Genomic DNA, 21,163 nt, shown 5'->3' on the forward strand with positions numbered 1-21,163 from the left:
TAGCACGGATACTTACTTCTCACTATAGTAAGGAGAATAACAAAAAAATCATAATATCATCCAATATATTTTTTAATCTAGCATTTGAAGACAATTTGTCTACTTCTTATGAAATTATACAATTTTTTGTTTTTGCCGTTGATATTATATATGTGTCCCATACGAGGACATCATTTGATCCCCAAAAATGTATAAAAAGAGAGGAATGAATCATAATGATTTTAGCATTTGTAGCAGCTGCCCTTGGTATCCCAACCGCGGTAGCAACAACCGTAGTTAATGTTATCTTAGGGGCCGGCACATTAGTAACTGTACTAGGTATAATTTCTTCTGTTGCATCTGGGGGTGCAACAACAATTATGACAATTGGATGGGCAGCGTTTAAAAAGACTGTTCAAAACCTTGCAAAGAAAAGTATGGCTTCAGCAATCGCATACTAACGTAACTAATATAAGTTAATCATAACTGGGGGTCAAATGTTTTGTATCAATATTTAAGAAATAATTTAAAGAATCGATTAGTTAGCAATTATCAGTTACTACTGTCTCATTCTCCTATAAAAAATAAAAAAGTTATATTCATAGGTTTACTAGTTAGCAAATATATAATTTTCATGTTGACGTTATTCCTAGCTCAAAAATTAATGACAAACCTTGGTATACAGAATATCTATGTGAATATCCTTACCTTATTATTTATTTTTCTGCACTTAGAATTCGTCATAAAAAAACCAAAAGTTATTGTCGCAAATTTAAATTTTGAATGGGTATCAACTAATCCTAGAGGTTTTTGGAATAATTTGTATCTTGAAGTTTTAAATGAATTCTTGCTTTTTTATTACATTTATTTTGATAAGTTAATTGGCATTTTAATTTTCTTAAGTTTTACAAATTCTATGTTAGCGCTAGCGCTTTTAATAATATGTCCATTACTTTCTCTATTCATTTTGTTATTTAGAATTTTTCAATACAAGAAACGGGATTTAATAAAAAAACAAACCAATCACAAACCAACTTCGGTTATATTACATTGGTCAAAACTAGCAATTGGCATGGGGACTATCTACATCTTTTTAGAGTTTTTAATAGATAGCTTTCAACTGGTTAAATCTATTTTAAAAACTGAAAGCTTCTCTGCTGACTCGATGAATATCTTAAATGATGAATTGTTAATTCTTTGGACACATAAAAGCAATCAGTTTATTTCGTACTATCTAGAAGTATCCAGAATCCTTTCACAAGAATTTGCAATTTTTTCTATTATTATAATTCTTCTGATTATCATTTTGATTATAGGGTTTCACGTTAAAAATGGCTTAGAACGGGTTTTTACAACAAATGAGTTCGTGTATACTCCTTCCGACAATAAAACACGCTTATTAAATTTATGGAATTTCATTGGAAGAAAGTTTAAGTTTAATAACCCGATATCATATATCCAACTAAATCTAATTAGAAATAGCAAAGAACTTGCAGAAAGAAATATTATCTCTTACTTTATTTCTACGCAAACTATTTTGAGCTTATGGATTACTTTTATTTTTATGACCCATATAGAAAATCTTGTATTGAAAAGTTTTCTATTGGTATTTATTACTTTAGTGATTGTGACTGGTATTATTCAAGAAATTCAATATAAATTTTTATCCATCTTTCGTTACCATATAGATACACAAAGCATTTATCTTTTCAAATTGTCTGGAACGAGCCTGGAAAAACTATATCTTGTAAAAAAAGAATTGTTATTCATAATGACCATCGTACCAATTTTAATTTCTTTTGTTTTAGTGAATTTATTGAATTTTTATTTTATTCCTAACTTTGTGATAGCCTTAATCACTTCAACTTTGATCGTTTTAATCACAATTTGGTCCTATTTTATAGGGAATACATTAAGTTTGTTGGCTAGTCCATTTATATTCAGCAAAAGTTTAATCAATTTGTTGAGTACGAATTACATAAATGATACTGATTCTCTTGAAGAAAAAATTTATCTTAGAATTTATTCTTTATGGAAAAATATACTCATTCTACCTTGGTATTACCTTTTATTGTTTAATAGCATTGTCATCATTATCCCTGAGAATTTGATATATATTCTTTTCTTAGCTTATTTTGGCTTTATCTTACCATATACATTTGCATTAATTCGTGAAGAAAAAAAATTGCTTATAAAAGGAGTTTACATTTTTGAAAACACTTCTATCTAAATATGCAGATGCTTTTCGTTATTTTAAAGATTCCTTTCTATTCATGGTTATTCTATACATCCTCTCATTATTGATTGGAATCATTATTTTTAAAGATAGTTCATACAGCATCAATCCTCAATCAGTATCCTTTTTATATGTCTTTAAAAATAATATTATATTAGCACTAGTCTTAATCATCGTAGGTAATTTATCTTTTGGCATCGGTAGCTCATTCATAGTTATTTTTAATGGTGTATTTCTAGGTAATGTGCTTATTTCTGTATTTAATAAGTATGGCGTAAACCCATTAATAACTGGGATATTGCCCCATGTTTTCCCTGAAATGATCGCCCTTTTAATGGCAGGAAGTATCTCGCTTGAAACACAGAAATTTATCTACAATATCCGTCATGTGGAAATCCGATATATAAAATTGCGATATAGTTTATATTTTTTCATTTTATTAACTTGTCTATTGATATTGGCAGCTCTGATAGAATCTAGATTAAATATTAAACTTTAGGAGGTGAAGAAATGAATCGCGTCGAATTAATAAAAATTGCAGACCTGAGCTTTAGTTATGACACAATGCCTATACTAAACAACGTCCATCTGCAAATGAATGCTGGAGACATCAGTTGCATTATTGGGGATAATGGAACTGGAAAAACCACCCTGCTAAAACTCTTAACCGGGATTATTCATCCTAAAAATAAGTTTAAAATTCTAGTCGATACAACAACACTTAATGTCGAAGAATTTAAAAAGAAGTTAGTATTCATCCCCAGTGAACCCCAATTCTATGATAAGTTGTCTTTACTTGAAAATATTCAAATAATTCAGTACCTTTGGAAACAAGATAATACATATATAGATAATGTCTTTCAATTTTTAGATGAGCTGAATTTTGATACTAGCAATACACAGCTTATTGAGACATACTCTCTAGGTATGCGATATAAGGTAGCCCTGGCCTGTTTTTTCTCAATCGATACACCCCTGGTCATACTAGACGAGCCACTTAACTCTTTAGATCACGATAGTCAAAATATTATGATTAATTTAATTAAGAAGGAGGCTGAAACAGGGAGAATATTTTTATTTTCTTCCCATTCTACCGAAATTCAAAATCAGTTAGCATCTAAAATTTATTATTTAAAAAATCAGCAACTACATTCTTAAAGGAGTATCTATGAAGAAAAATTATATCATTGCAAGCATCTTATTCTTAATTATATTAGTTATTTATGCTTGGATAATAAAAGGGACATCCTCTTTTAATTTAAAAATTGCCGCAACAATTTTATTCCCAACCTTTATTACATTTATTTTGAATTACTTATGGAGAAAAAAAGATAATACAAGGTTGTAATTTAAACAGTGGTTTCAACCCTTATAAAATCATTTAAATATGTCAAAAAACGAACTTAACATAAAAAATTAAGTTCGTTTTCTTTTAATTTAATGATTCCACTAATTGATTGAAGTAGCATCTTGATATTAAATTCGTTTCTATACCATTTCTGAAGATTATTCGGCGATTTTTCTTATCGACTTGTTGAATATTTGCAACATTCACTACATTAGACTTATGTGTCTGCACAAATAACGGATCTACAAGCAATATATTTTTTAGCTTTCCATAAAAGTTTATATCTTGATGTTCCCCAACTAAGTGCAATTTGTGTGGTACATGAGAGGTCTCAATATAAAATATTTCAGAAATAGGAATTTTAAAAAACTCAAACTTATTATCAATTGTCAGTACTGGTGAAGATGAATTTAATCGCAGTTTTTCCTGAAAAATTGCGACATTTTCAAAAATTTTATCCTCAATTCGTAATATTTTTTTATCAATAAAATCAATTGCCGAAATTTTATAGTCAAATGCGAGATCCATTAACTCATTATGAGAAGTAATGATTACTATATTTGAAAAAATATCAAATTTCCGTATTTCTCTTGCAACTTTATATCCATACATAGGATCATCATAAATTTCTAAATCTAGAAAAAATAAGGTACGCCCAATATGGTGTTTTGCACAATCAATCACTTCTTCAACTTTCGATGTAATTACAATGTTTTTTTCACGAATTGAAAATCGCTCGCCCAGCTTTATTGATAATTTTTTCAAGTAAGCTTGCTGATAAATGCTATCTTCAAGGAATATAATTCTCATTTATTTACCTCACTTTATCTATGTTTCTCCATTTTCATCCTCTACATCCGGTGCTGCTGTGACATCTTCATCGCTGTATGGATAATTGATGAAATATTGAATATCTTCAACTGTGATACTTTCACTATCAATATCTGATATGGCACTATAGTAAATCTGACCCTCGAAGAATTGGAAGATAGGCACTGATTCAATGTCATATTCATCCACAAAAGCTTCTGTTGCTTGATCATCCACCTCTGTTAGGTCCAGATAGTAAATCTCACTTTCTATTCCTGCTGTAGATGGATTTTCTAAAATAGCAGAAGCTTCTTCAAGTTTAGAAGCAAACAAGGTTGCGTCTTGAGAATTTTCCTCACCCGCAAATAGATAAAATGCATCGCCATTATTGATTTTATCTGTGACTTCTTCTGCCGTAACCAAAGTAAAGTTTTCCACAATACTCTGATATGTGGCTTCAGACGCCTCCGAACTCGATGATTGTTCACTACTTACGGATGTTTCTGCATCCACACTTTCATTTTCCTCTATTGTTTGATTAGCACAAGCCATCAAAAATACACTTAAACTGGAAAACAATAGCAATCTTTTCATGATAAAAACCTCCCAATGCTAAAAGTATCTATGTATCTGTCCAAACTTATTTACCCGCAACAATAATGTCTACACTGTTATCAGCTTTTTGGGCGATTGCCCTTTTTCAAAACAGAAAAAGACCTGCAACAATATTCGTTACAGATCTCTTAAATCCTTCTATTGAATCGGTATTTTGCCAATTCTCTGTCAGATATGTAAAGTCATATTGTTGCTTTACATTTTACAGAAAATATTGGTTAAAATCGAAAATAGTCATATATAACAATTTTTCATTTATTCATCCATAGTTAGGTAGCTATTCAGTTCATCTTCGTGCATTTTAGCGAATGGTGGGTCAAATAACTCAAAGACTTGAATGGCTGTTTGGCATTGAGCGACACCTTCATCTGTTTGTCCTTGAACAATCGCCACAATCCCTTTTAGGAATAAGAGACGGTTTTTAAAGTAATAAGCATTTGTGCTCAACTGTGGTTGAATTGCTGCCATAATATCATTCACTTCGTCAGTCTCATCTGACCGTAATCGATCGAAACAGACATTGATTAAGATGCTCAGTATGTGCACCTTCAAGGGATTGCTTTCTTGTATTGTAGGCAATTTCGCAATCATATCTGCTACTAATACGTCTTGCAATGACTGCGTCAATCCTCGAAGGGAATTCCCTAGCAAAATAACCTCGTAACTCGTCCAAATGGAACATTTCAAGATGTATTCACTGATTAAATGCTTGTCTGCTTCAGGAATTTCCACCTCAGTTAAATCATTCAATAAGAGTTTCGTCATTATAGCATTGTATTTAAATAAGATTTGGTTGGTTTCACCATACAAGTTTTCTTGTGTTTGCGCGATTACGTTCAAGGCGTCAATATCAGCTTTTTTATAAGCGTTATCAATTTCTTCGATGTAGAATTTATAAGGACTATTGTATTCCTCAATTGCCGTCATAAATTCAGCAAAGGAGATGCCCAGGTTATGGACTAGATTGACTAAGTGATGAATTGTAATACTTGTTTCACCACGTTCAAACTTTGAGAGTTGGGAGTAGGAAATCTCCCCCGTGGTTGTGACATCCATAAGTGTCAAACCGCGCTCTCTTCTTAGATCTCTGTAGCTTATTCCAATATTCATTCTGTTGCTCCTTTTGTTATATATGATAAAAAATGAATTTTCCCCTATAATTCTGTTATATTTTAACAAAAAGGAGACGAAATCATGAAACAAAAAATCTTATCTTTACTAACTACGATTGCAATTTTCGGTATCATTGGCGTTCTTTAAACATTTCGGCCTACTTTTTCCAGTAGGCTAATACCATATATTCCATTGCGGACTGTACACTCACATTCGATTGAATCATCCGCTGTGCTTGCCCTACTAAATGTAGGGCTTTTGTCGCTTCTGCTACTGTTATTTTATTGACCATCCCTTGGTATTTACCAAAGTCATTAGGGAAGACCAATTGCGCTTGATTGTCTTGTCCCTGATCTACATGTAGAAGTAAATATAATAAATCATGGAAATGAAAGGCCACCAGATTTAGGGCCTGAATCATATCCGTCCTACCCTTAGGACCCTTCATCCAGTCTGACGCCACCATTGTTAGACCACGAGGGTCCTTTTTCACGATTAAATCCACCCACTGCAAGGACCAGTTGAGTCGTTGCTGGAAATCTTCATTCTCTGCCAACGCCGTCGCTTCACTCACGTCATTGGTTAAAGCGGTCAGAGTCGTTGCCATACTTGGCTTAATCCCCGCTTCCTCAAATAAGGCTTGTAGGTCCACCCGGTTTAATTGGGGAAAATGAATCATCTGGCAGCGGGAGACAATTGTCGACAAGATCGCATCCCTATTATTGGTTAGGAGAAAAATAAAGACATTTTCATGCGGTTCCTCGATAAACTTCAACAAAGAATTGGCTGCGTTGACAGTCATTTTCTCTGCTTCATGGATAATAAAAATTTGGTTGTCTCCTTCAAGCGAAGACATAGACAACCGTTCTTTTAGGTCTCTCGTTTGGTCAATTTTAATGGTATTCCCGTCCGGTTCTATATGAAAAACATCCGGATAATCAGCGGACAATATCCGACTACAATGATTACATGTCCCGCAAGGTGTCCCATTATCAGTTGGATTGAGGCAATTCAAATAGGCCGCGAGATATAGGGCCATGTCTTCTTGACCAGAACCCACCATACCTTCAAATATATAGGCATGGCCAAGGCGGTTATTGACGAGGACCCGGTCCATCATAGCGGTCAAATCCGCTTGCTTCTTGGCGATATCAAAATGTTCGTGTGCCATTGATGGACTCCTTTCCATTACTTTAAGGTGCTTTAATGATTTGAATGACTAGCTGAATTAACGAAATAAAGTTGGGAAATGGCTTTCTAAAATAGCCAAAGCATCCCGCTGCATACTTTCAGGATCTTGAGTGGCATCAATGACTTGAATCCGGTCTGGGAAACGGTCTTTCAAGACGCCATACCCTTGATGGACACGTTGATGGAAATCAATGGCTTCAACATCCAAACGGTTTTGTTCAGCCTGACTGCGGTTAGCTTGAATCCGGCGAATACCCTCTTCTGCCGTAATATCTAAATACAAGGTCAAGTCGGGTTGGCGCCCATCAGTTGCGAATTGGTTGATGGCCATGATTCCCTCTTCCCCAATTTCACGACCGTAGCCTTGGTAGGCAATTGACGAGTCGACGAACCGGTCGCATAAGACCATGTGCCCAGCTTCAAGTGCAGGCAGTACGGTATGAACTAAATGTTGACGACGGCTAGCTGCGTATAAAAGGGCTTCAGCTCTAGGATCTAGGGCTACGTTCTCCGGGCTTAAAATCACTTCTCTGATATCTTCCGCAATCGGGTCGCCACCTGGCTCGCGCGTCAGCTTTAAAGGCACAGCTAGCTTTTCTTCAAGTTTCGCTGTTAGTCCCTGAATAAGGGTCGTTTTGCCTGCGCCATCGGGTCCTTCAACAGTAATAAATTTCCCAGAAAATTTTTGTGTATCCATGAGGTCTCCTTAAAATCTGTTATAGACTAGTTAATCGATATCACGGCGGCCTTCAAGGGCACGCAATAGGGTCATCTCATCCGCATATTCAATATCACTGCCGACAGATAAACCATAGGCAATCCGCGATACTTGAATGCCTGCAGGTTTAATCAAACGAGACAGGTAGGTTGCGGTCGCTTCCCCTTCAGCTGTTGCATTGGTCGCCACAATCACTTCCTTGACCTGGTCATCTTGCAGACGGGTCAATAGGGGCTGGATATTCAAATCTTCCGGCCCAGTGCCTTCCATTGGGGATAACACCCCGTGCAAGACATGGTAGAGGCCGTGATACTCACGCATCCGTTCCATAGATACCACATCACGCACCTGCTCCACCACTAGAATCCGTGACCGGTCCCGGTTTTCATCCGCACAGATTTCGCAAGGATCAGACTGGGTAATATTCCCGCAAACTGAGCAATACCGCAGCTCACGCTTTGCATCCACCAAAGAAGACGCAAATTGCAGCACATCCGCCTCAGGCATGTCCAAGACAAAGAAGGCCAACCTAGACGCCGTCTTCGCGCCAATCCCTGGCAACTTACTAAAAGAATCGATTAACTTGGCAATTGGTTCTGGATACTGCATTCTCTACACCCCTGCATCTAACTTTCCTTACATTTTAAACCTTTTTGATAAAAGGATAACACGCTGACAAAATGGGACACCAACACTAGGCAGCTGTGCTCGTAACCTAACTGTCCCTGTCTGTAATACCATATCTTATCAAAAATACCATGGATAGTCCTCCTACCCATGGTAAAAAATGGTTGTTCATGATCAACCATAAACTTTGTTTTGACTATAGTCCTGGGATACCTTTAGTGTATTTGCCCATAACATTTGCAGTTTCAGTGTCTACTTTTTCAAGACCATTATTTACTGCTTCAATCAACAAATCTTGTAACATGTCAACATCTTCTGGATCGACTGCATCCGGTTTGATGTTGATTGCTTTCACACGGCGGTCACCTGTGACCGTCACATTCACCATGCCTGATGGTTCAGTCCCTTGAAACTCTTTTGTTTCAATATTCTTTTGTTCTGACTCCATCTCTTGTTGCATCTTTTGCATTTTACGCATCATTTGTTGCATATTTCCCATTCCGCCTGCCATTTTATCGTCTCCTTTTAGCTTTTCATATTTTTTAAATTACATATTCATTGTCATTTTGGCATCAAGCCCCATGACCTAATCATCTATTATTGTAACATTATCCTTACCAAATAGTGAAGTTGCTTGATCGACTTGCTCTTGACGCGAACGCGATTCTTGCTCATTCAATCCATTCTCATCCAGCCCATCATCCACCACTTCATCTTCCTGAGTAAAGGCCTCAGCATCTGTCGCCGACCCTTTAGTAGCCACTGCATCGTTCCCAACCAAGTCACTCAATTCGCCATTCTTCATAGCTTGGACATAACTTTGACGGGCAGACTGCCACTGGTCACTCGTTAAATAATACATCTTCGTTGGGTGACCTAGTTGATTAGATAGAATCCGCTCAATTTCTTGACGGGTCTCCGTATCGTCATCCACCTTCTTGCACAGAATTTCATAATCAAACCGCACTACGAAAGCATTTGGTGACGCTGCTGCTGGGAAGGTTGCCTTTAATAAGGCTGCTTGCATACTTGGTAGACTCTCAATTAGACCTTCCCATAAATTAGCAATATCATTCAAGTCTTTCTTAGTCGCTTGATTTAACACTTGGAAGACCTTCGTCAGATTTGGCGTAAAGGCCGTCGCATTCCCTGACCGCTTAGCCGGCTTACTTGCCGCAGGTTTAGCTGGCTCTCCGCCCCCATTTTGGACCTGTGCCGTTAAATTCGCCACTTGTTCTTGCAATTCAGCTAACGCTTGGCTCACTTGCGTTGGCAAGACATGGTCACCTTCTTGGTTAGCCACCACTTGTTGGTTACCACTTTGACCAACAGCCGACTGACTACCGATTTGGCTAGCTATCTGAACCGTTGCCACCTCTAGATAGATCGTTGGTTGCAATGAAAAACGAATCTCTGCCTGCGTTTCTCGGAAAACTTTCATCATCTTATACAAGACATTCACATCAATCGTTTTGGCCAGACTATAAAATGCTTCGTCATAACGTTGGGTCAACTCTTCAATCTCAGCCGTATCCGCCTTGGTTTCCTTGGCAATCATTAAATCACGCACAAAAACCAACTGCTCTTCCACAAAGCGCGCCGCATCTTGACCACCAGCCAATAAAGCATGTAAGTGGTCTAATGCTGCCGTCACTTGCCCATTAGCTAGGGCCTCCGTATATTCAACCAATTGCTCTTCAGACAAGGCCCCCGTCACCAACCGACTCGTTTCAAGTGATAAAGTCCCATCGGAAAAGGAAATCACTTGGTCTAACAAGGATAAGGCATCTCGCATCCCACCGTTTGCTGCCCGAGCAATTATAGTAAGGGCCCCATTCTCATATTCAATACCGTCTTGGTCCAAGATAAATGCCATCCGGTCTTCAATCGCCTGACGTGAAATACGTTTAAAATCAAAACGTTGGGTTCTTGAAATAATCGTTGCAGGTATCTTATGCGGCTCAGTCGTTGCTAAAATAAAAATGACATTAGCTGGTGGTTCTTCTAAGGTTTTTAATAAAGCATTGAAAGCACCCGTTGAAAGCATGTGGACCTCATCAATGATATAGACCTTATATTGCGCTTCCGTTGGTGCATAGCGAACCTTATCACGGATATCACGAATCTCCTCAACCCCGTTGTTAGACGCCGCATCGATTTCAATCACATCCGGCAAAGTTCCGTCCGTAATTGCCCGGCAAATCTCACATTCATTACATGGTTCCCCATCCACCTGGTTTGGACAGTTGATCGCTTTCGATAGAATTTTAGCCGCACTCGTCTTACCAGTCCCTCTTGGACCCGTAAACAAGTAAGCGTGACTCGTTTTGCCAGTTCGAATGGCATTTTGCAGCGTACGCGCAACAGCCTCTTGGCCAACAATATCTCCAAATGTCTGCGGCCGCCAAACGCGGTATAATGCTTGGTAACTCATCGCTGCCTCCTTAAACTTGCTACATTTAATCATCTCGAATATTATAACACGAAATAAGACCGCACTCCACGGTAAGACAGTCGTGTGGAAAAAGTAACAATTTTAAAAGTAAGTGTGGGTTACCCATGGGAAATCCCTTTAATGATAACTATAGTAGTCGCTTTTTACCCATTATCCAGCATCTCCTGTCTCAACGTCATGAACACATCCTATATTTACGGCCATGATAGGCAAAGCGTAGACCGAAGTACTTAGATCAAAAAATCTAGGTGCTGAAAACTACGAAATTTTCGAAATTGAAGCCATTTGCCCCTTACTATTCCCCACATATCCTGTATAATGAGAAACGTTACAATAAATTCTTCCCGATAGGGTTTGCTTAGGCAAAAATTCCTTGTAACCATAAAATTTATATTTTGGGGGAAACAACATGAATAAACGACTATTTACTTCTGAATCTGTCACGGAAGGACATCCAGATAAGGTCGCTGACCAAATTTCTGATGCCATTCTTGACGCGATTCTTGCACAAGACCCACAAGCTCGAGTTGCTTGCGAAACTGCCGTCAATACAGGACTTGTCCTAGTATTTGGTGAGGTAACAACTAGCGCCTATGTGGATATTCAAAAAATCGTTCGCGACACCGTTCGTGAAATTGGTTACCGTGACGGCAAATTCGGCTTCGACGCTGACTCAATCGCCGTATTGGTTTCACTAGACGAACAATCACCAGACATCGCACAAGGTGTTGATGATGCCATTGAAACCCGGGAAAAGGGTGAAGTGGACAACAAGTTGATCGGTGCTGGAGACCAAGGGATTATGTTCGGTTACGCAACAGACGAAACAACAGAGTTAATGCCAATGCCCATTGCATTAAGTCACCGCCTATCTCGCCGACTAGCTGAAGTCCGTAAAAGTGGTGAATTAAACTACTTAGGTCCAGACGGTAAGACACAGGTAACGATGGAATATGATGACAACAACCAACCACAACGCATTGATACCATCGTCATTTCAACACAACATACTGAAGGTATTGAATTAGACCAAATCCGCCAAGACGTGATTAAACACGTTGTTGAGCCAACTATGCCAGAAAACTGGTTAGATGAAAATACACGTTACTTCATTAACCCAACAGGTAAGTTTGTATCTGGTGGTCCAGAAGCCGATTCAGGTTTAACTGGCCGTAAAATTATTGTCGACACTTATGGTGGATCTGCTCACCACGGCGGTGGGGCCTTCTCAGGTAAAGACGCTACTAAAGTTGACCGGTCTGCTTCATACGCGGCTCGCTATATTGCCAAAAACTTGGTTGCAGCTGGCTTAGCGCGTAAAGTTGAAATCCAATTAGCTTATGCTATTGGGGTTGCAGAACCTGTGTCTATTGCGATTGACACATTCGGTACAAGTGACTTAACTGAAAATGATTTAGTTGCTTTAGTTCGCGATAACTTTGACTTAACACCAAATGGTATTATCGACATGCTATCTCTTCGCCAACCAATCTTCAGCAGGACTGCTGCTTACGGCCACTTTGGTCGTGATGACCAAGACTTTACTTGGGAAAAAACAGATAAGGTCGACATCTTGAAGAAATAACACAAACAAACCCCAGTAAGGCGCCTCATCGAGGCTACTTACTGGGGTTTTCTGTGTCCATTTGTTGTGATATTTACACGCAAAGATGCGGTTCATTTAAAAATGCATCCGTGTGAAAAAGGCTTTGAAGCGAGCTTGATAGCGGTTGACCATTTTCCAAAAGGCAAAAGCGAGCGCCAACAAGGCGAGACTGATTAGGGTTTCGCTAGCGGTCATGGGTTGGATGGTCAGAATGTCTGAAAAATGTGGCAAGACCAGTGCGACGGCAAGCATGGCAAGGGTCGCGGTTGATGCGAGAAAGAGACGCAACTTGTTAAACGGGAAGCAGGACTGCCATACCGCAAATAAAGAGACACCGGTTAACATGACATAGTCAAAGGTCCGGGCGGTTTCAAAGTCGATCATGCCCAGTTTCACCATGACTAAGGAGGCGAAAATGGCTACAGACACCGTTAGGGCTGAAGGTAGCGCAGCGGCAAGGGATTTAGGTAGGAACCGCTCTTTGACTTGCTGGTTATTAGGTTCAAACGACATGAAGAAGGCAGGATAGCCCTCGATAAAGGCGTCAATCATGGTAATTTGTAAGGGAATAAATGGAAACGGGAAATTCAAGGCAATACAAATTAAGGTCACGATTAAGGAATATAGGGTTTTGATAAAGAATACGCTGGATGACCGGGTGATGTTGTTGACCACACGGCGGCCTTCAGAAATGACTGCTGGTAAGTCACCAAAGTCTGAATTGACCAGGATTAAATCGGCCATTTGACGGGTTGCCCCGTCCCCTTCAGCCATAGCGATGGATAAGTCAGCTTGGGACAAGGCTAAAATATCGTTAACCCCGTCACCAGTCATCCCAACAATATGGTCTTCATCTTGAAATTCAGACACCAAGAGTTTCTTTTGTTGGGGTGAGACTCGGCCGAAAACATTGTATTGGTGGGCTGCTGCTCTTACATCTGCTTCCGCTTGGATTTGACTCATATCAATCGCTTGGGCGTCGCCTGCGAGTCCTGCGTTCTTAGCGACTCTAGCAACGGTTTGCGGGTTGTCACCTGAAATAATTTTGATGTCCACACCCTCATTTTGGAAAAATTCCAGGGTAGATTTCGAATTTGGCCGAATTGGGTCGCTCAAAGTAATGTAGCCAATTGGTTTGATCGCTAAATTCGCGATTTCAGTCTTGTCGTCTAAAAGTTCAGTCGATTGGCCCACCAACAAAACCCGCAGACCGTCATTTTGCGCGGTAATTACTTGCTGAATCGGTTGGTCGATAAGGTATTCAGCTGCACCAACGAAAATTGTACCGGCTTCTTCAAAACTGATTGCCCCCCACTTCCGTTCAGATGAAAAGGGCATGACTTGTAAGGCTTCTAAAGTAGAGGCTTGGCCGTCGAAGTGGTTTTTCAAGGCTGTCATGGTTAAATTACTATCGGTTGATGCGGCTGTGTAATTGGCTAACTGGTCTTCTAAATCTGCTTGAGATAAGTCACCGAGTGGGAAAATCCCCTCCACTGTCATTTTCCCTTGCGTAATTGTCCCAGTCTTATCTAAACACAGCATATCCATGTGTGCCAAGGCTTCAACTGCATACATATTTTGCACGAGGACATTCTTTTTGCCTAGTTTTAAAACAGCCGTTGAAAGGGCTAGTGAAATCAACAATACTAGACCTTTAGGCAGCATACCGATCAGGGCAGCCACCGAGTTTATCACCGCTACATCCACGGCATCACTTCGTAGGAAAAAAGCTTGCAAGAACAAGAGAATCCCCAGTGGCACAATGATGTAGGAGGTAAACTTAGCAATCTTCTTAATAGCATCGGTTAATTCAGAACGTGCGTAAGGTTGAGACTTGGTTTCAGCCACCAACTGCTCCGCGTAATTGTCATCTCCAACATGGATCAACTCAGCCAGCAATTGCCCACTAGTTAAGTAAGAACCGGATAATAATTCATCACCTGCTTGTTTTAAAATGGCATCCGACTCACCCGTTAAAAGGGACTCATTCACTTCACTAGATCCGTCCACCACAGTGGCGTCTGACGGTACCTGGTCACCGCTTTCAAGTATAATCAAGTCGCCAACCACCAATTCAGTCGATGGCACAATGGCTTCCTGGCCATTTCGGACCACTTTGACTGGTTTGTTGGATAAAATGGTCAACTTGCTGACCAAATCGCGAGCTCGAATCTCTTGGACAATCCCAATCACAATATTTAAAATAATGATGGCAATAAAGGCCATGTTGGAATAAGCGCCAACCAGTAACAATAAGAAGGCCAACAAGAAGTTTAGGGCATTAAATAGGGTGAAAACATTCTCTTTAATAATTTCAGCCGTCGTCTTCTGGTTTGAATGACTGGTTTGGTTAACTTGCCCTTTTGCCACTTTGGACTGGACCTCTTCATCCGTTAGACCTTGGTATTGATCGTTCCTCATTAATTCACATCCTCCATTTTCTATTCCTCATTTTTGTTGCTATTTTATTTTCCTCATAAAAGTCCATTATACGCGAAATGAATATGCACAAATTTAAAGATTTACTTAGCTTTCCCTTAAGAATACAAGATTGTCTGTAAAATGTAGAAAAAACAAAAAACTCCGCCATCTTTCGATGAAGGAGTTTTTTTATATATGCCGGCTAAAGGACTTGAACCCTCGACCCTCTGATTACAAATCAGATGCTCTACCAACTGAGCTAAGCCGGCAAATATGTTTTATTCAAAATGAATATGACCCGTGTAGGATTCGAACCTACGACCCACTGATTAAAAGTCAGTTGCTCTACCAACTGAGCTAACGAGTCATGGTGGAGAATGAGGGGCTCGAACCCCCGACATCCTGCTTGTAAGGCAGACGCTCTCCCAGCTGAGCTAATTCTCCGTAAATATTTCAATTAGTTATCTATCAAAGACAACTATTAAATAATACCATCTGATTTAGACACTGTCAACACAATTTCCATAAAAATTTTATTTTTCATCATTTTTTAGCGCATCGGCAGAAAAAAATCGTATATAAAACATATGGAGGTTGAAAATGATATTGTTTATTTATTATACCATTTTATTGGCCCTTTTTGCTAGTCTTGCTTCGTTTTTTATGGTGGTCGGCTCAAGAACAGTCCTTGGACAATCCTTTATCCACGGTCGTTCCAAGTGCGACAATTGCCATGTCCCGATTTCACCCTTAGCTTTGATACCAATCATCGGTTACGGCCTATCAACAGGTAAATGTCAGACTTGCCGCCAGCCAATTCCACTGATTTATCCGCTTTCTGAAGGATTTTTCACTATATTCTCTTTCTTGTTTTTTCTGAGCCATACGACTGAAACAGCAATTCTTCTCTTCCTGATTTTTACTATCCTGCTCATCATGACCAGTGCCGATCTGGCTTTACATATCATACCAGACCGGTTTCAAGTCATATTATTATTAGTTGTGATTAATTATCTATATCGAAATCCGGACCTAGCGCGCTTAACCCACATTACCTTTTCCCTATTAGTCCTCACTACTTTAATCACCACCAATTACATACTCCATCAGGGTATTGGTGGTGGCGATATTAAAACACTGGTAGTCTTAGCTCTAATGCTCGGCCCCTTTAACTTCTCATACCTCCTTTTAATCGCTAGCGGTCTAGCCCTTTGTCACATATTTTATTTGAAAATCAGACATACGAGCTTGCCAACTGGTCTGCCATTTATCCCTTACTTATTCTTTGCCTATCCCATCATCTTCTATATACTGTAATTAGCAAGGTATAGAACGTGAGGGAGAGAATATGCAGATTCAACACACTTTTATCCAGGGTAAATATGACCAGCCAGCTTTATGTGAGGACGCTCTTTTTACAAATGAGTATTTCATCGCAGTTGTAGATGGGGTGACTTCAAAATCGAATTTCACCCATGAGGGCATGAAAACTGGCAAAATAGCATCCAATATCATCAAAGACTTCTTAGCCACACTAGATCCGCAGGCCTCTATCGAGACAGTTATTTCGGGCGTTAACCAAGCTTTCGAGGAGAAATTTTATGCACATGTGGATTTCCCACTAAACCGAATCGAACATGGTCCACAAGCTGCCATGGCATTGTATTCTGACTTTCACAAGTGTATCTACTTAATTGGGGATTGTCAGGCTAGTGTAAGCGGGCAATTATATACCCAATCAAAGGCATCTGATGCTATTTTAAGTGCATTTAGGTCTCTCATCTTGCATATCAACCCTAAGCAACACCAAGAAGCTAGGGACGCCATTATGCCCTATTTAGTTTCCACAAACATATTCGCCAACAAGGCTGATACACGGTTTGGTTATTCGGTTTTAAACGGACAGGAGATCCCAAGCTGCTTAATCACATCTATACCTGTTCAAGCTGGAGATGAAATTGTCCTAACGTCAGATGGTTATCCAGAAATTAGGCCAACTTTTGAAGAAACCGAGGCATATCTACAAGAAATTATCCAAAACGATCCGGATTTAATTGACCAATTTATTTCCACAAAAGGCGTCACCCCTGACCAAGTCAGCTTCGATGACCGGTCTTATATTGCCTTCAAAGTAATGGCCCGGTCGTCAACTTCAAAATCTTCTCTCTATAAAACACAAAATCCCTAGACCAATTTGGCCTAGGGATTTTTTCTCGTCTGAATATTCATTTGTCGTTTCTACAATGGTGAATTAGTTTTCTTGAATACTTGAGTAGTCAATTTGGCTAATTTCAGCATCTTCATCTACTTCTTCGCCGTAGATTAGTTGTTGTGTGTCACCGATTTTTTTCGGTTCCATTTCACGGTAACGAGCCATACCTGTACCTGCAGGGATGATTTTACCGATAATAACGTTTTCTTTCAATCCAAGTAAGTGGTCTTCTTTACCACGGATAGCCGCGTCAGTTAAGACTTTAGTTGTTTCTTGGAATGAGGCTGCAGATAGGAAACTGTTAGTTTCTAAGGCTGCTTTAGTGATACCTAATAATACTGGACGCGCTGTTGCAGGTAGTTCACCTGAACGGATTGCTTCAGTATTGGCATCTGTAAAGTCTGCAGTATCCATTAATTTACCTGGTAACAAGTCTGTTGAACCTGGGTCAAGGACACGTACTTTACGTAGCATTTGACGAACCATAACCTCCACGTGTTTATCATTAATATCTACCCCTTGAGAGCGGTATACACGTTGAACTTCATCTAACATGTATGTTTCAACAGTTAGTGTGTTTGTTACACGTAGTAAGTCTTTGGGATCGATTGAACCTTCTGTTAATTGTTGTCCACGGTGAACAGTATCGCCTTCAGCAACATTCATACGCGCTGTGTAAGGTACTTTGTACTCACGAGAGTCTGTCATACCTTTAACAAATACTGTCTTCGTACGGCTTGCTTCGTCTTCTTCGATTGCTTCGATTTCTCCAGCAACCTCAGTAATTACGGCACGACCTTTTGGATGACGTGCTTCAACAATCTCTTGGATACGAGGAAGACCTTGAGTGATGTCATCACCGGCAACCCCACCAGTATGGAATGTACGCATTGTTAACTGTGTACCTGGCTCACCGATAGATTGTGCAGCAATTGTACCAACTGCTTCCCCTACTTCTACCTCTTGGTTAGTAGATAGGTCGCGTCCGTAACAATGTTTACATACACCGTGACGAGTGTTACATGTGAAGGCTGAACGAATTGTTACTTGCTCAACACCAGCTTCAACGATGCGGCGAGCAGTTTGTTCGTCGACTAATTCGTTGTGGTTCGCAATGATTTCGCCAGTTTCTGGATGACGTACTTCTTTTTGTAAGTAACGGCCAGTCACACGTTCTTCAAGTGTTTCAATCACTTCGTTCCCATTCTTGATTGCTTCAATCGCTAACCCACGGTCAGTGCCACAGTCTGCTTCACGAATGATTACATCTTGGGCAACGTCAACAAGACGACGAGTCAAGTAACCTGAATCGGCTGTCTTAAGGGCCGTATCGGTCATACCTTTACGGGCACCGTGAGTCGAGATAAACATCTCTTGTACGGTCAAACCTTCACGGAAGTTAGACAAGATTGGTAACTCGATGATTTTACCGTTAGGTCCGGCCATCAAACCACGCATACCAGCAAGTTGGGTAAAGTTAGAGATATTACCACGGGCACCTGAATCGGACATGATGAAGAATGGGTTATCTTGATCAAGTGAGTTCATTAGGGCAATTTGGATTTCATCTTTCACTTTATTCCAAGTGTCGATAACTTGGTCATAACGTTCGTCGTTTGTAATCAAACCACGACGGTATTGTTTTGTAATCTTGTCAACACGGTCATGTCCTTTTTGGATAGACGCCGCTTTTGATTCTAGGTTTGTAATATCTGCCACACCTACGGTAATACCAGAACGTGTAGAATATTTGAAACCTAAATCTTTCATTTTATCCAAGATAATCGAAGTTTCAGTGATTCTAGATACTTTAAATACTTGTGCGATGATACGCGCTAAGTATTTTTTCTTAAATGGTGAAACCATATCTTGACGACTAATGAACTCTTTCACGTCTGTACCTGGTTCCATAATGAATTTATCAGATAGAGATGATTCTAAGTTTTCAGTTGTTGGTTCGTTGATGTACGGGAACTCTTCAGGCATTACCTCGTTAAAGAATAATTTACCGATAGTTGTCACCATCAATTTACCTTTTTGGTTTTCAGTCCAAGGTTTTTTAGGTAATGCATCTGTTGGGAAAGCAACACGTGTATGTAATTGCACGTAACCATTCGTATAGGCGATATGCGCTTCATTAATAGAAGACATTAACATACCTTCACCCATTACTTCAGGTTCTTCCATTGTCAGGTAGTAGTTACCTAAGACCATATCTTGAGACGGTGTAACAACTGGTTGACCATCTTTAGGGTTCAAGATATGCGTTGCAGCTAGCATTAATAAACGGGCTTCTGCTTGCGCTTCTTCCCCTAATGGTAAATGGACCGCCATTTGGTCACCATCGAAGTCGGCATTGTAGGCTTCACACACAAGTGGGTGAAGACGGATTGCTTTACCTTCAACTAAGACCGGTTCAAAGGCTTGAATACCTAAACGGTGTAAGGTAGGTGCGCGGTTCAATAGAACTGGATGTTCACGAATAATTTCGCCTAAAACGTCCCAAACATCTTCATCTTGATGTTCAATTTTACGTTTGGCGTGTTTCACGTTGATTGCCATATCGCGAGCAACTAATTCACGCATTAAGAATGGTTTGAATAATTCAAGCGCCATTTCTTTTGGTAAACCAGCTTGGTACATCTTCAATGAAGGACCAACAACGATTACAGAACGACCAGAGTAGTCAACACGTTTACCCAGTAAGTTTTGACGGAAACGTCCTTGCTTACCTTTAAGCATGTGTGACAATGATTTCAATGGACGGTTACCTGGACCAGTAACTGGACGCCCACGACGACCGTTATCGAATAGCGCATCAACCGCTTCTTGTAACATACGTTTTTCATTTTGCACGATAATATTTGGTGCATTTAAGTCTAATAGACGTTTCAAACGGTTGTTACGGTTGATTACACGACGATACAAGTCGTTCAAGTCAGACGTAGCGAAACGGCCACCATCTAATTGAACCATTGGGCGTAATTCTGGTGGGATAACTGGAATAACATCCATTACCATCCACGCAGGATCGTTACCTGATTTACGGAAAGCATCTAAAACGTCTAAACGACGGATTGCACGTGTACGTTTTTGACCTTTAGCTGTTTTTAATTCTTCTTTTAAGTCGGCAACTTCGCTATCAATTTGCACTTGTGATAACAAGGTCTTGATGGCGTCAGCACCCATTGCTGCTTTAAAGCCTTCACCGTACTCACGTTTGTTATCGCGGTACTCTTTTTCAGATAACAATTGTTTGTAATCTAATGGCGTATCACCAGCATCTGTTACAACGTAAGATGCGAAGTAGATAACTTCTTCAAGCGAACGTGGGCTCATGTCTAACATCAAGCCCATACGAGATGGGATACCTTTGAAGTACCAAATATGTGTTACAGGTGTCGCTAATTCAATGTGACCCATACGTTCACGACGTACTTTAGAACGTGTAACTTCAACGCCACAGCGGTCACAGACAACACCAGCATAGCGAATGCCCTTGTATTTACCACAAGAACATTCCCAGTCTTTAGAAGGTCCAAAGATTCTTTCATCAAAAAGACCTTCTTTTTCTGATTTAAGTGTACGGTAGTTGATGGTTTCGGGTTTCTTAACCTCACCGTAAGACCATGATCTGATCTTGTCTGGTGAAGCTAACCCGATACGCATGCTTTCAAATCTATTTACATCTACCAAGGGGCCAACCTCCCTTATCTAATTTGCCCAAATTATTCGTTTACTTGTTTTTGTGCAGTGATTTCACTTACTTGTGATTCAACAGTTGCATCTGCATCAACCGCATTTTCTTTGTTTTCTTGATCTTTTTTAGGGA

The 21,163-nt window shown here is 39.6% G+C and carries 18 protein-coding genes, 3 tRNA genes and 1 riboswitch; of the genes, 8 read left to right on the plus strand and 13 right to left on the minus strand.

From position 1 onward, the window contains the following. Positions 1-215 precede the first annotated feature (215 nt). From ACFW0C_RS03225 to ACFW0C_RS03245, 5 genes are read left to right on the plus strand one after another with little or no spacing between them, the layout of a single operon-like run. Entirely contained in the window at positions 216-440 is a 225-nt protein-coding gene (locus tag ACFW0C_RS03225; RefSeq protein WP_026465666.1) for an uberolysin/carnocyclin family circular bacteriocin, read from the plus strand. A 41-nt stretch (positions 441-481) separates the two neighbouring features. Beyond that, positions 482-2,209, plus strand: a complete 1,728-nt coding sequence (locus ACFW0C_RS03230) for a hypothetical protein (RefSeq protein ID WP_026465665.1) — start codon at positions 482-484, stop codon at positions 2,207-2,209. Further along, positions 2,190-2,714: a stage II sporulation protein M gene (locus ACFW0C_RS03235; RefSeq protein ID WP_026465664.1), complete on the plus strand. Its 525-nt coding sequence runs from the start codon at positions 2,190-2,192 to the stop codon at positions 2,712-2,714. Before ACFW0C_RS03230 ends, ACFW0C_RS03235 begins: the two co-directional genes overlap by 20 nt. A gap of 11 nt (positions 2,715-2,725) precedes the next feature. Beyond that, positions 2,726-3,373 carry an ATP-binding cassette domain-containing protein gene (locus ACFW0C_RS03240; protein WP_026465663.1) on the plus strand — a complete coding sequence of 216 codons (648 nt, stop codon included), beginning with the start codon at positions 2,726-2,728 and terminating at the stop codon, positions 3,371-3,373. A gap of 10 nt (positions 3,374-3,383) precedes the next feature. Continuing rightward, entirely contained in the window at positions 3,384-3,563 is a 180-nt protein-coding gene (locus tag ACFW0C_RS03245) for a hypothetical protein (RefSeq protein WP_026465662.1), read from the plus strand. A gap of 84 nt (positions 3,564-3,647) precedes the next feature. Here ACFW0C_RS03245 and ACFW0C_RS03250 read toward each other — a convergent pair whose 3' ends face one another. The 8 genes from ACFW0C_RS03250 to dnaX form a co-directional block, all read right to left on the minus strand. Further along, complete coding sequence (locus tag ACFW0C_RS03250; protein WP_279100065.1) at positions 3,648-4,373, minus strand: response regulator transcription factor; 726 nt, start codon at positions 4,371-4,373, stop codon at positions 3,648-3,650. Positions 4,374-4,391: 18 nt separating this feature from the next. Beyond that, entirely contained in the window at positions 4,392-4,967 is a 576-nt protein-coding gene (locus tag ACFW0C_RS03255; RefSeq protein WP_378105352.1) for a thioredoxin, read from the minus strand. A gap of 276 nt (positions 4,968-5,243) precedes the next feature. After that, a complete protein-coding gene (locus ACFW0C_RS03260; protein ID WP_378105353.1) occupies positions 5,244-6,098 on the minus strand; it encodes a helix-turn-helix domain-containing protein in 855 nt (284 codons plus the stop codon). A gap of 160 nt (positions 6,099-6,258) precedes the next feature. Further along, positions 6,259-7,272 carry a DNA polymerase III subunit delta' gene (gene holB, locus ACFW0C_RS03265; RefSeq protein ID WP_378105354.1) on the minus strand — a complete coding sequence of 338 codons (1,014 nt, stop codon included), beginning with the start codon at positions 7,270-7,272 and terminating at the stop codon, positions 6,259-6,261. A gap of 57 nt (positions 7,273-7,329) precedes the next feature. Continuing rightward, the gene (gene tmk / locus ACFW0C_RS03270) at positions 7,330-7,989 is read right to left on the minus strand and encodes a dTMP kinase (RefSeq protein ID WP_378105355.1); all 660 of its coding nucleotides are present in this window, start codon (positions 7,987-7,989) and stop codon (positions 7,330-7,332) included. A gap of 30 nt (positions 7,990-8,019) precedes the next feature. Beyond that, complete coding sequence (gene recR, locus ACFW0C_RS03275; protein ID WP_016897879.1) at positions 8,020-8,619, minus strand: recombination mediator RecR; 600 nt, start codon at positions 8,617-8,619, stop codon at positions 8,020-8,022. Between the two features lie 214 nt (positions 8,620-8,833). After that, the gene (locus tag ACFW0C_RS03280; RefSeq protein ID WP_378105357.1) at positions 8,834-9,148 is read right to left on the minus strand and encodes a YbaB/EbfC family nucleoid-associated protein; all 315 of its coding nucleotides are present in this window, start codon (positions 9,146-9,148) and stop codon (positions 8,834-8,836) included. 75 nt (positions 9,149-9,223) lie between these two features. Then, positions 9,224-11,071 carry a DNA polymerase III subunit gamma/tau gene (gene dnaX / locus ACFW0C_RS03285; protein WP_378105359.1) on the minus strand — a complete coding sequence of 616 codons (1,848 nt, stop codon included), beginning with the start codon at positions 11,069-11,071 and terminating at the stop codon, positions 9,224-9,226. Between the two features lie 344 nt (positions 11,072-11,415). Then, a riboswitch (SMK box riboswitch) is annotated at positions 11,416-11,504 on the plus strand. Between dnaX and metK the strand changes: the two genes are divergently transcribed. After that, a complete protein-coding gene (metK, locus tag ACFW0C_RS03290) occupies positions 11,502-12,677 on the plus strand; it encodes a methionine adenosyltransferase (RefSeq protein ID WP_378105360.1) in 1,176 nt (391 codons plus the stop codon). (Overlaps the previous riboswitch by 3 nt.) 96 nt (positions 12,678-12,773) lie before the next feature. On the opposite strand, the gene ACFW0C_RS03295 is transcribed toward metK, so the two are convergent. The 4 genes from ACFW0C_RS03295 to ACFW0C_RS03310 form a co-directional block, all read right to left on the minus strand. Next, complete coding sequence (locus ACFW0C_RS03295) at positions 12,774-15,119, minus strand: HAD-IC family P-type ATPase (RefSeq protein ID WP_378105361.1); 2,346 nt, start codon at positions 15,117-15,119, stop codon at positions 12,774-12,776. 196 nt (positions 15,120-15,315) lie between these two features. Beyond that, positions 15,316-15,388: transfer RNA gene (locus ACFW0C_RS03300), tRNA-Thr, on the minus strand. Between the two features lie 25 nt (positions 15,389-15,413). Next, a tRNA-Lys gene (locus ACFW0C_RS03305) sits at positions 15,414-15,486 on the minus strand. A 1-nt stretch (position 15,487) separates the two neighbouring features. After that, positions 15,488-15,563: transfer RNA gene (locus tag ACFW0C_RS03310), tRNA-Val, on the minus strand. Between the two features lie 156 nt (positions 15,564-15,719). On the opposite strand from ACFW0C_RS03310, the gene ACFW0C_RS03315 reads away from it, so the two are divergent. Together ACFW0C_RS03315 and ACFW0C_RS03320 are read left to right on the plus strand one after the other, a co-directional pair. After that, positions 15,720-16,436: a prepilin peptidase gene (locus tag ACFW0C_RS03315; protein ID WP_378105364.1), complete on the plus strand. Its 717-nt coding sequence runs from the start codon at positions 15,720-15,722 to the stop codon at positions 16,434-16,436. A 31-nt stretch (positions 16,437-16,467) separates the two neighbouring features. Next, complete coding sequence (locus ACFW0C_RS03320; protein ID WP_378105367.1) at positions 16,468-17,307, plus strand: hypothetical protein; 840 nt, start codon at positions 16,468-16,470, stop codon at positions 17,305-17,307. A gap of 63 nt (positions 17,308-17,370) precedes the next feature. Here the strand turns inward: ACFW0C_RS03320 and rpoC are convergent, their stop codons facing one another. Then, positions 17,371-21,027: a DNA-directed RNA polymerase subunit beta' gene (gene rpoC / locus ACFW0C_RS03325; protein WP_378105368.1), complete on the minus strand. Its 3,657-nt coding sequence runs from the start codon at positions 21,025-21,027 to the stop codon at positions 17,371-17,373. Between the last annotated feature and the right edge of the window lie 136 nt (positions 21,028-21,163).

This window comes from Aerococcus sp. NPDC058936, assembly GCF_042741995.1.
Taxonomy (GTDB): Bacteria; Bacillota; Bacilli; order Lactobacillales; family Aerococcaceae; genus Aerococcus.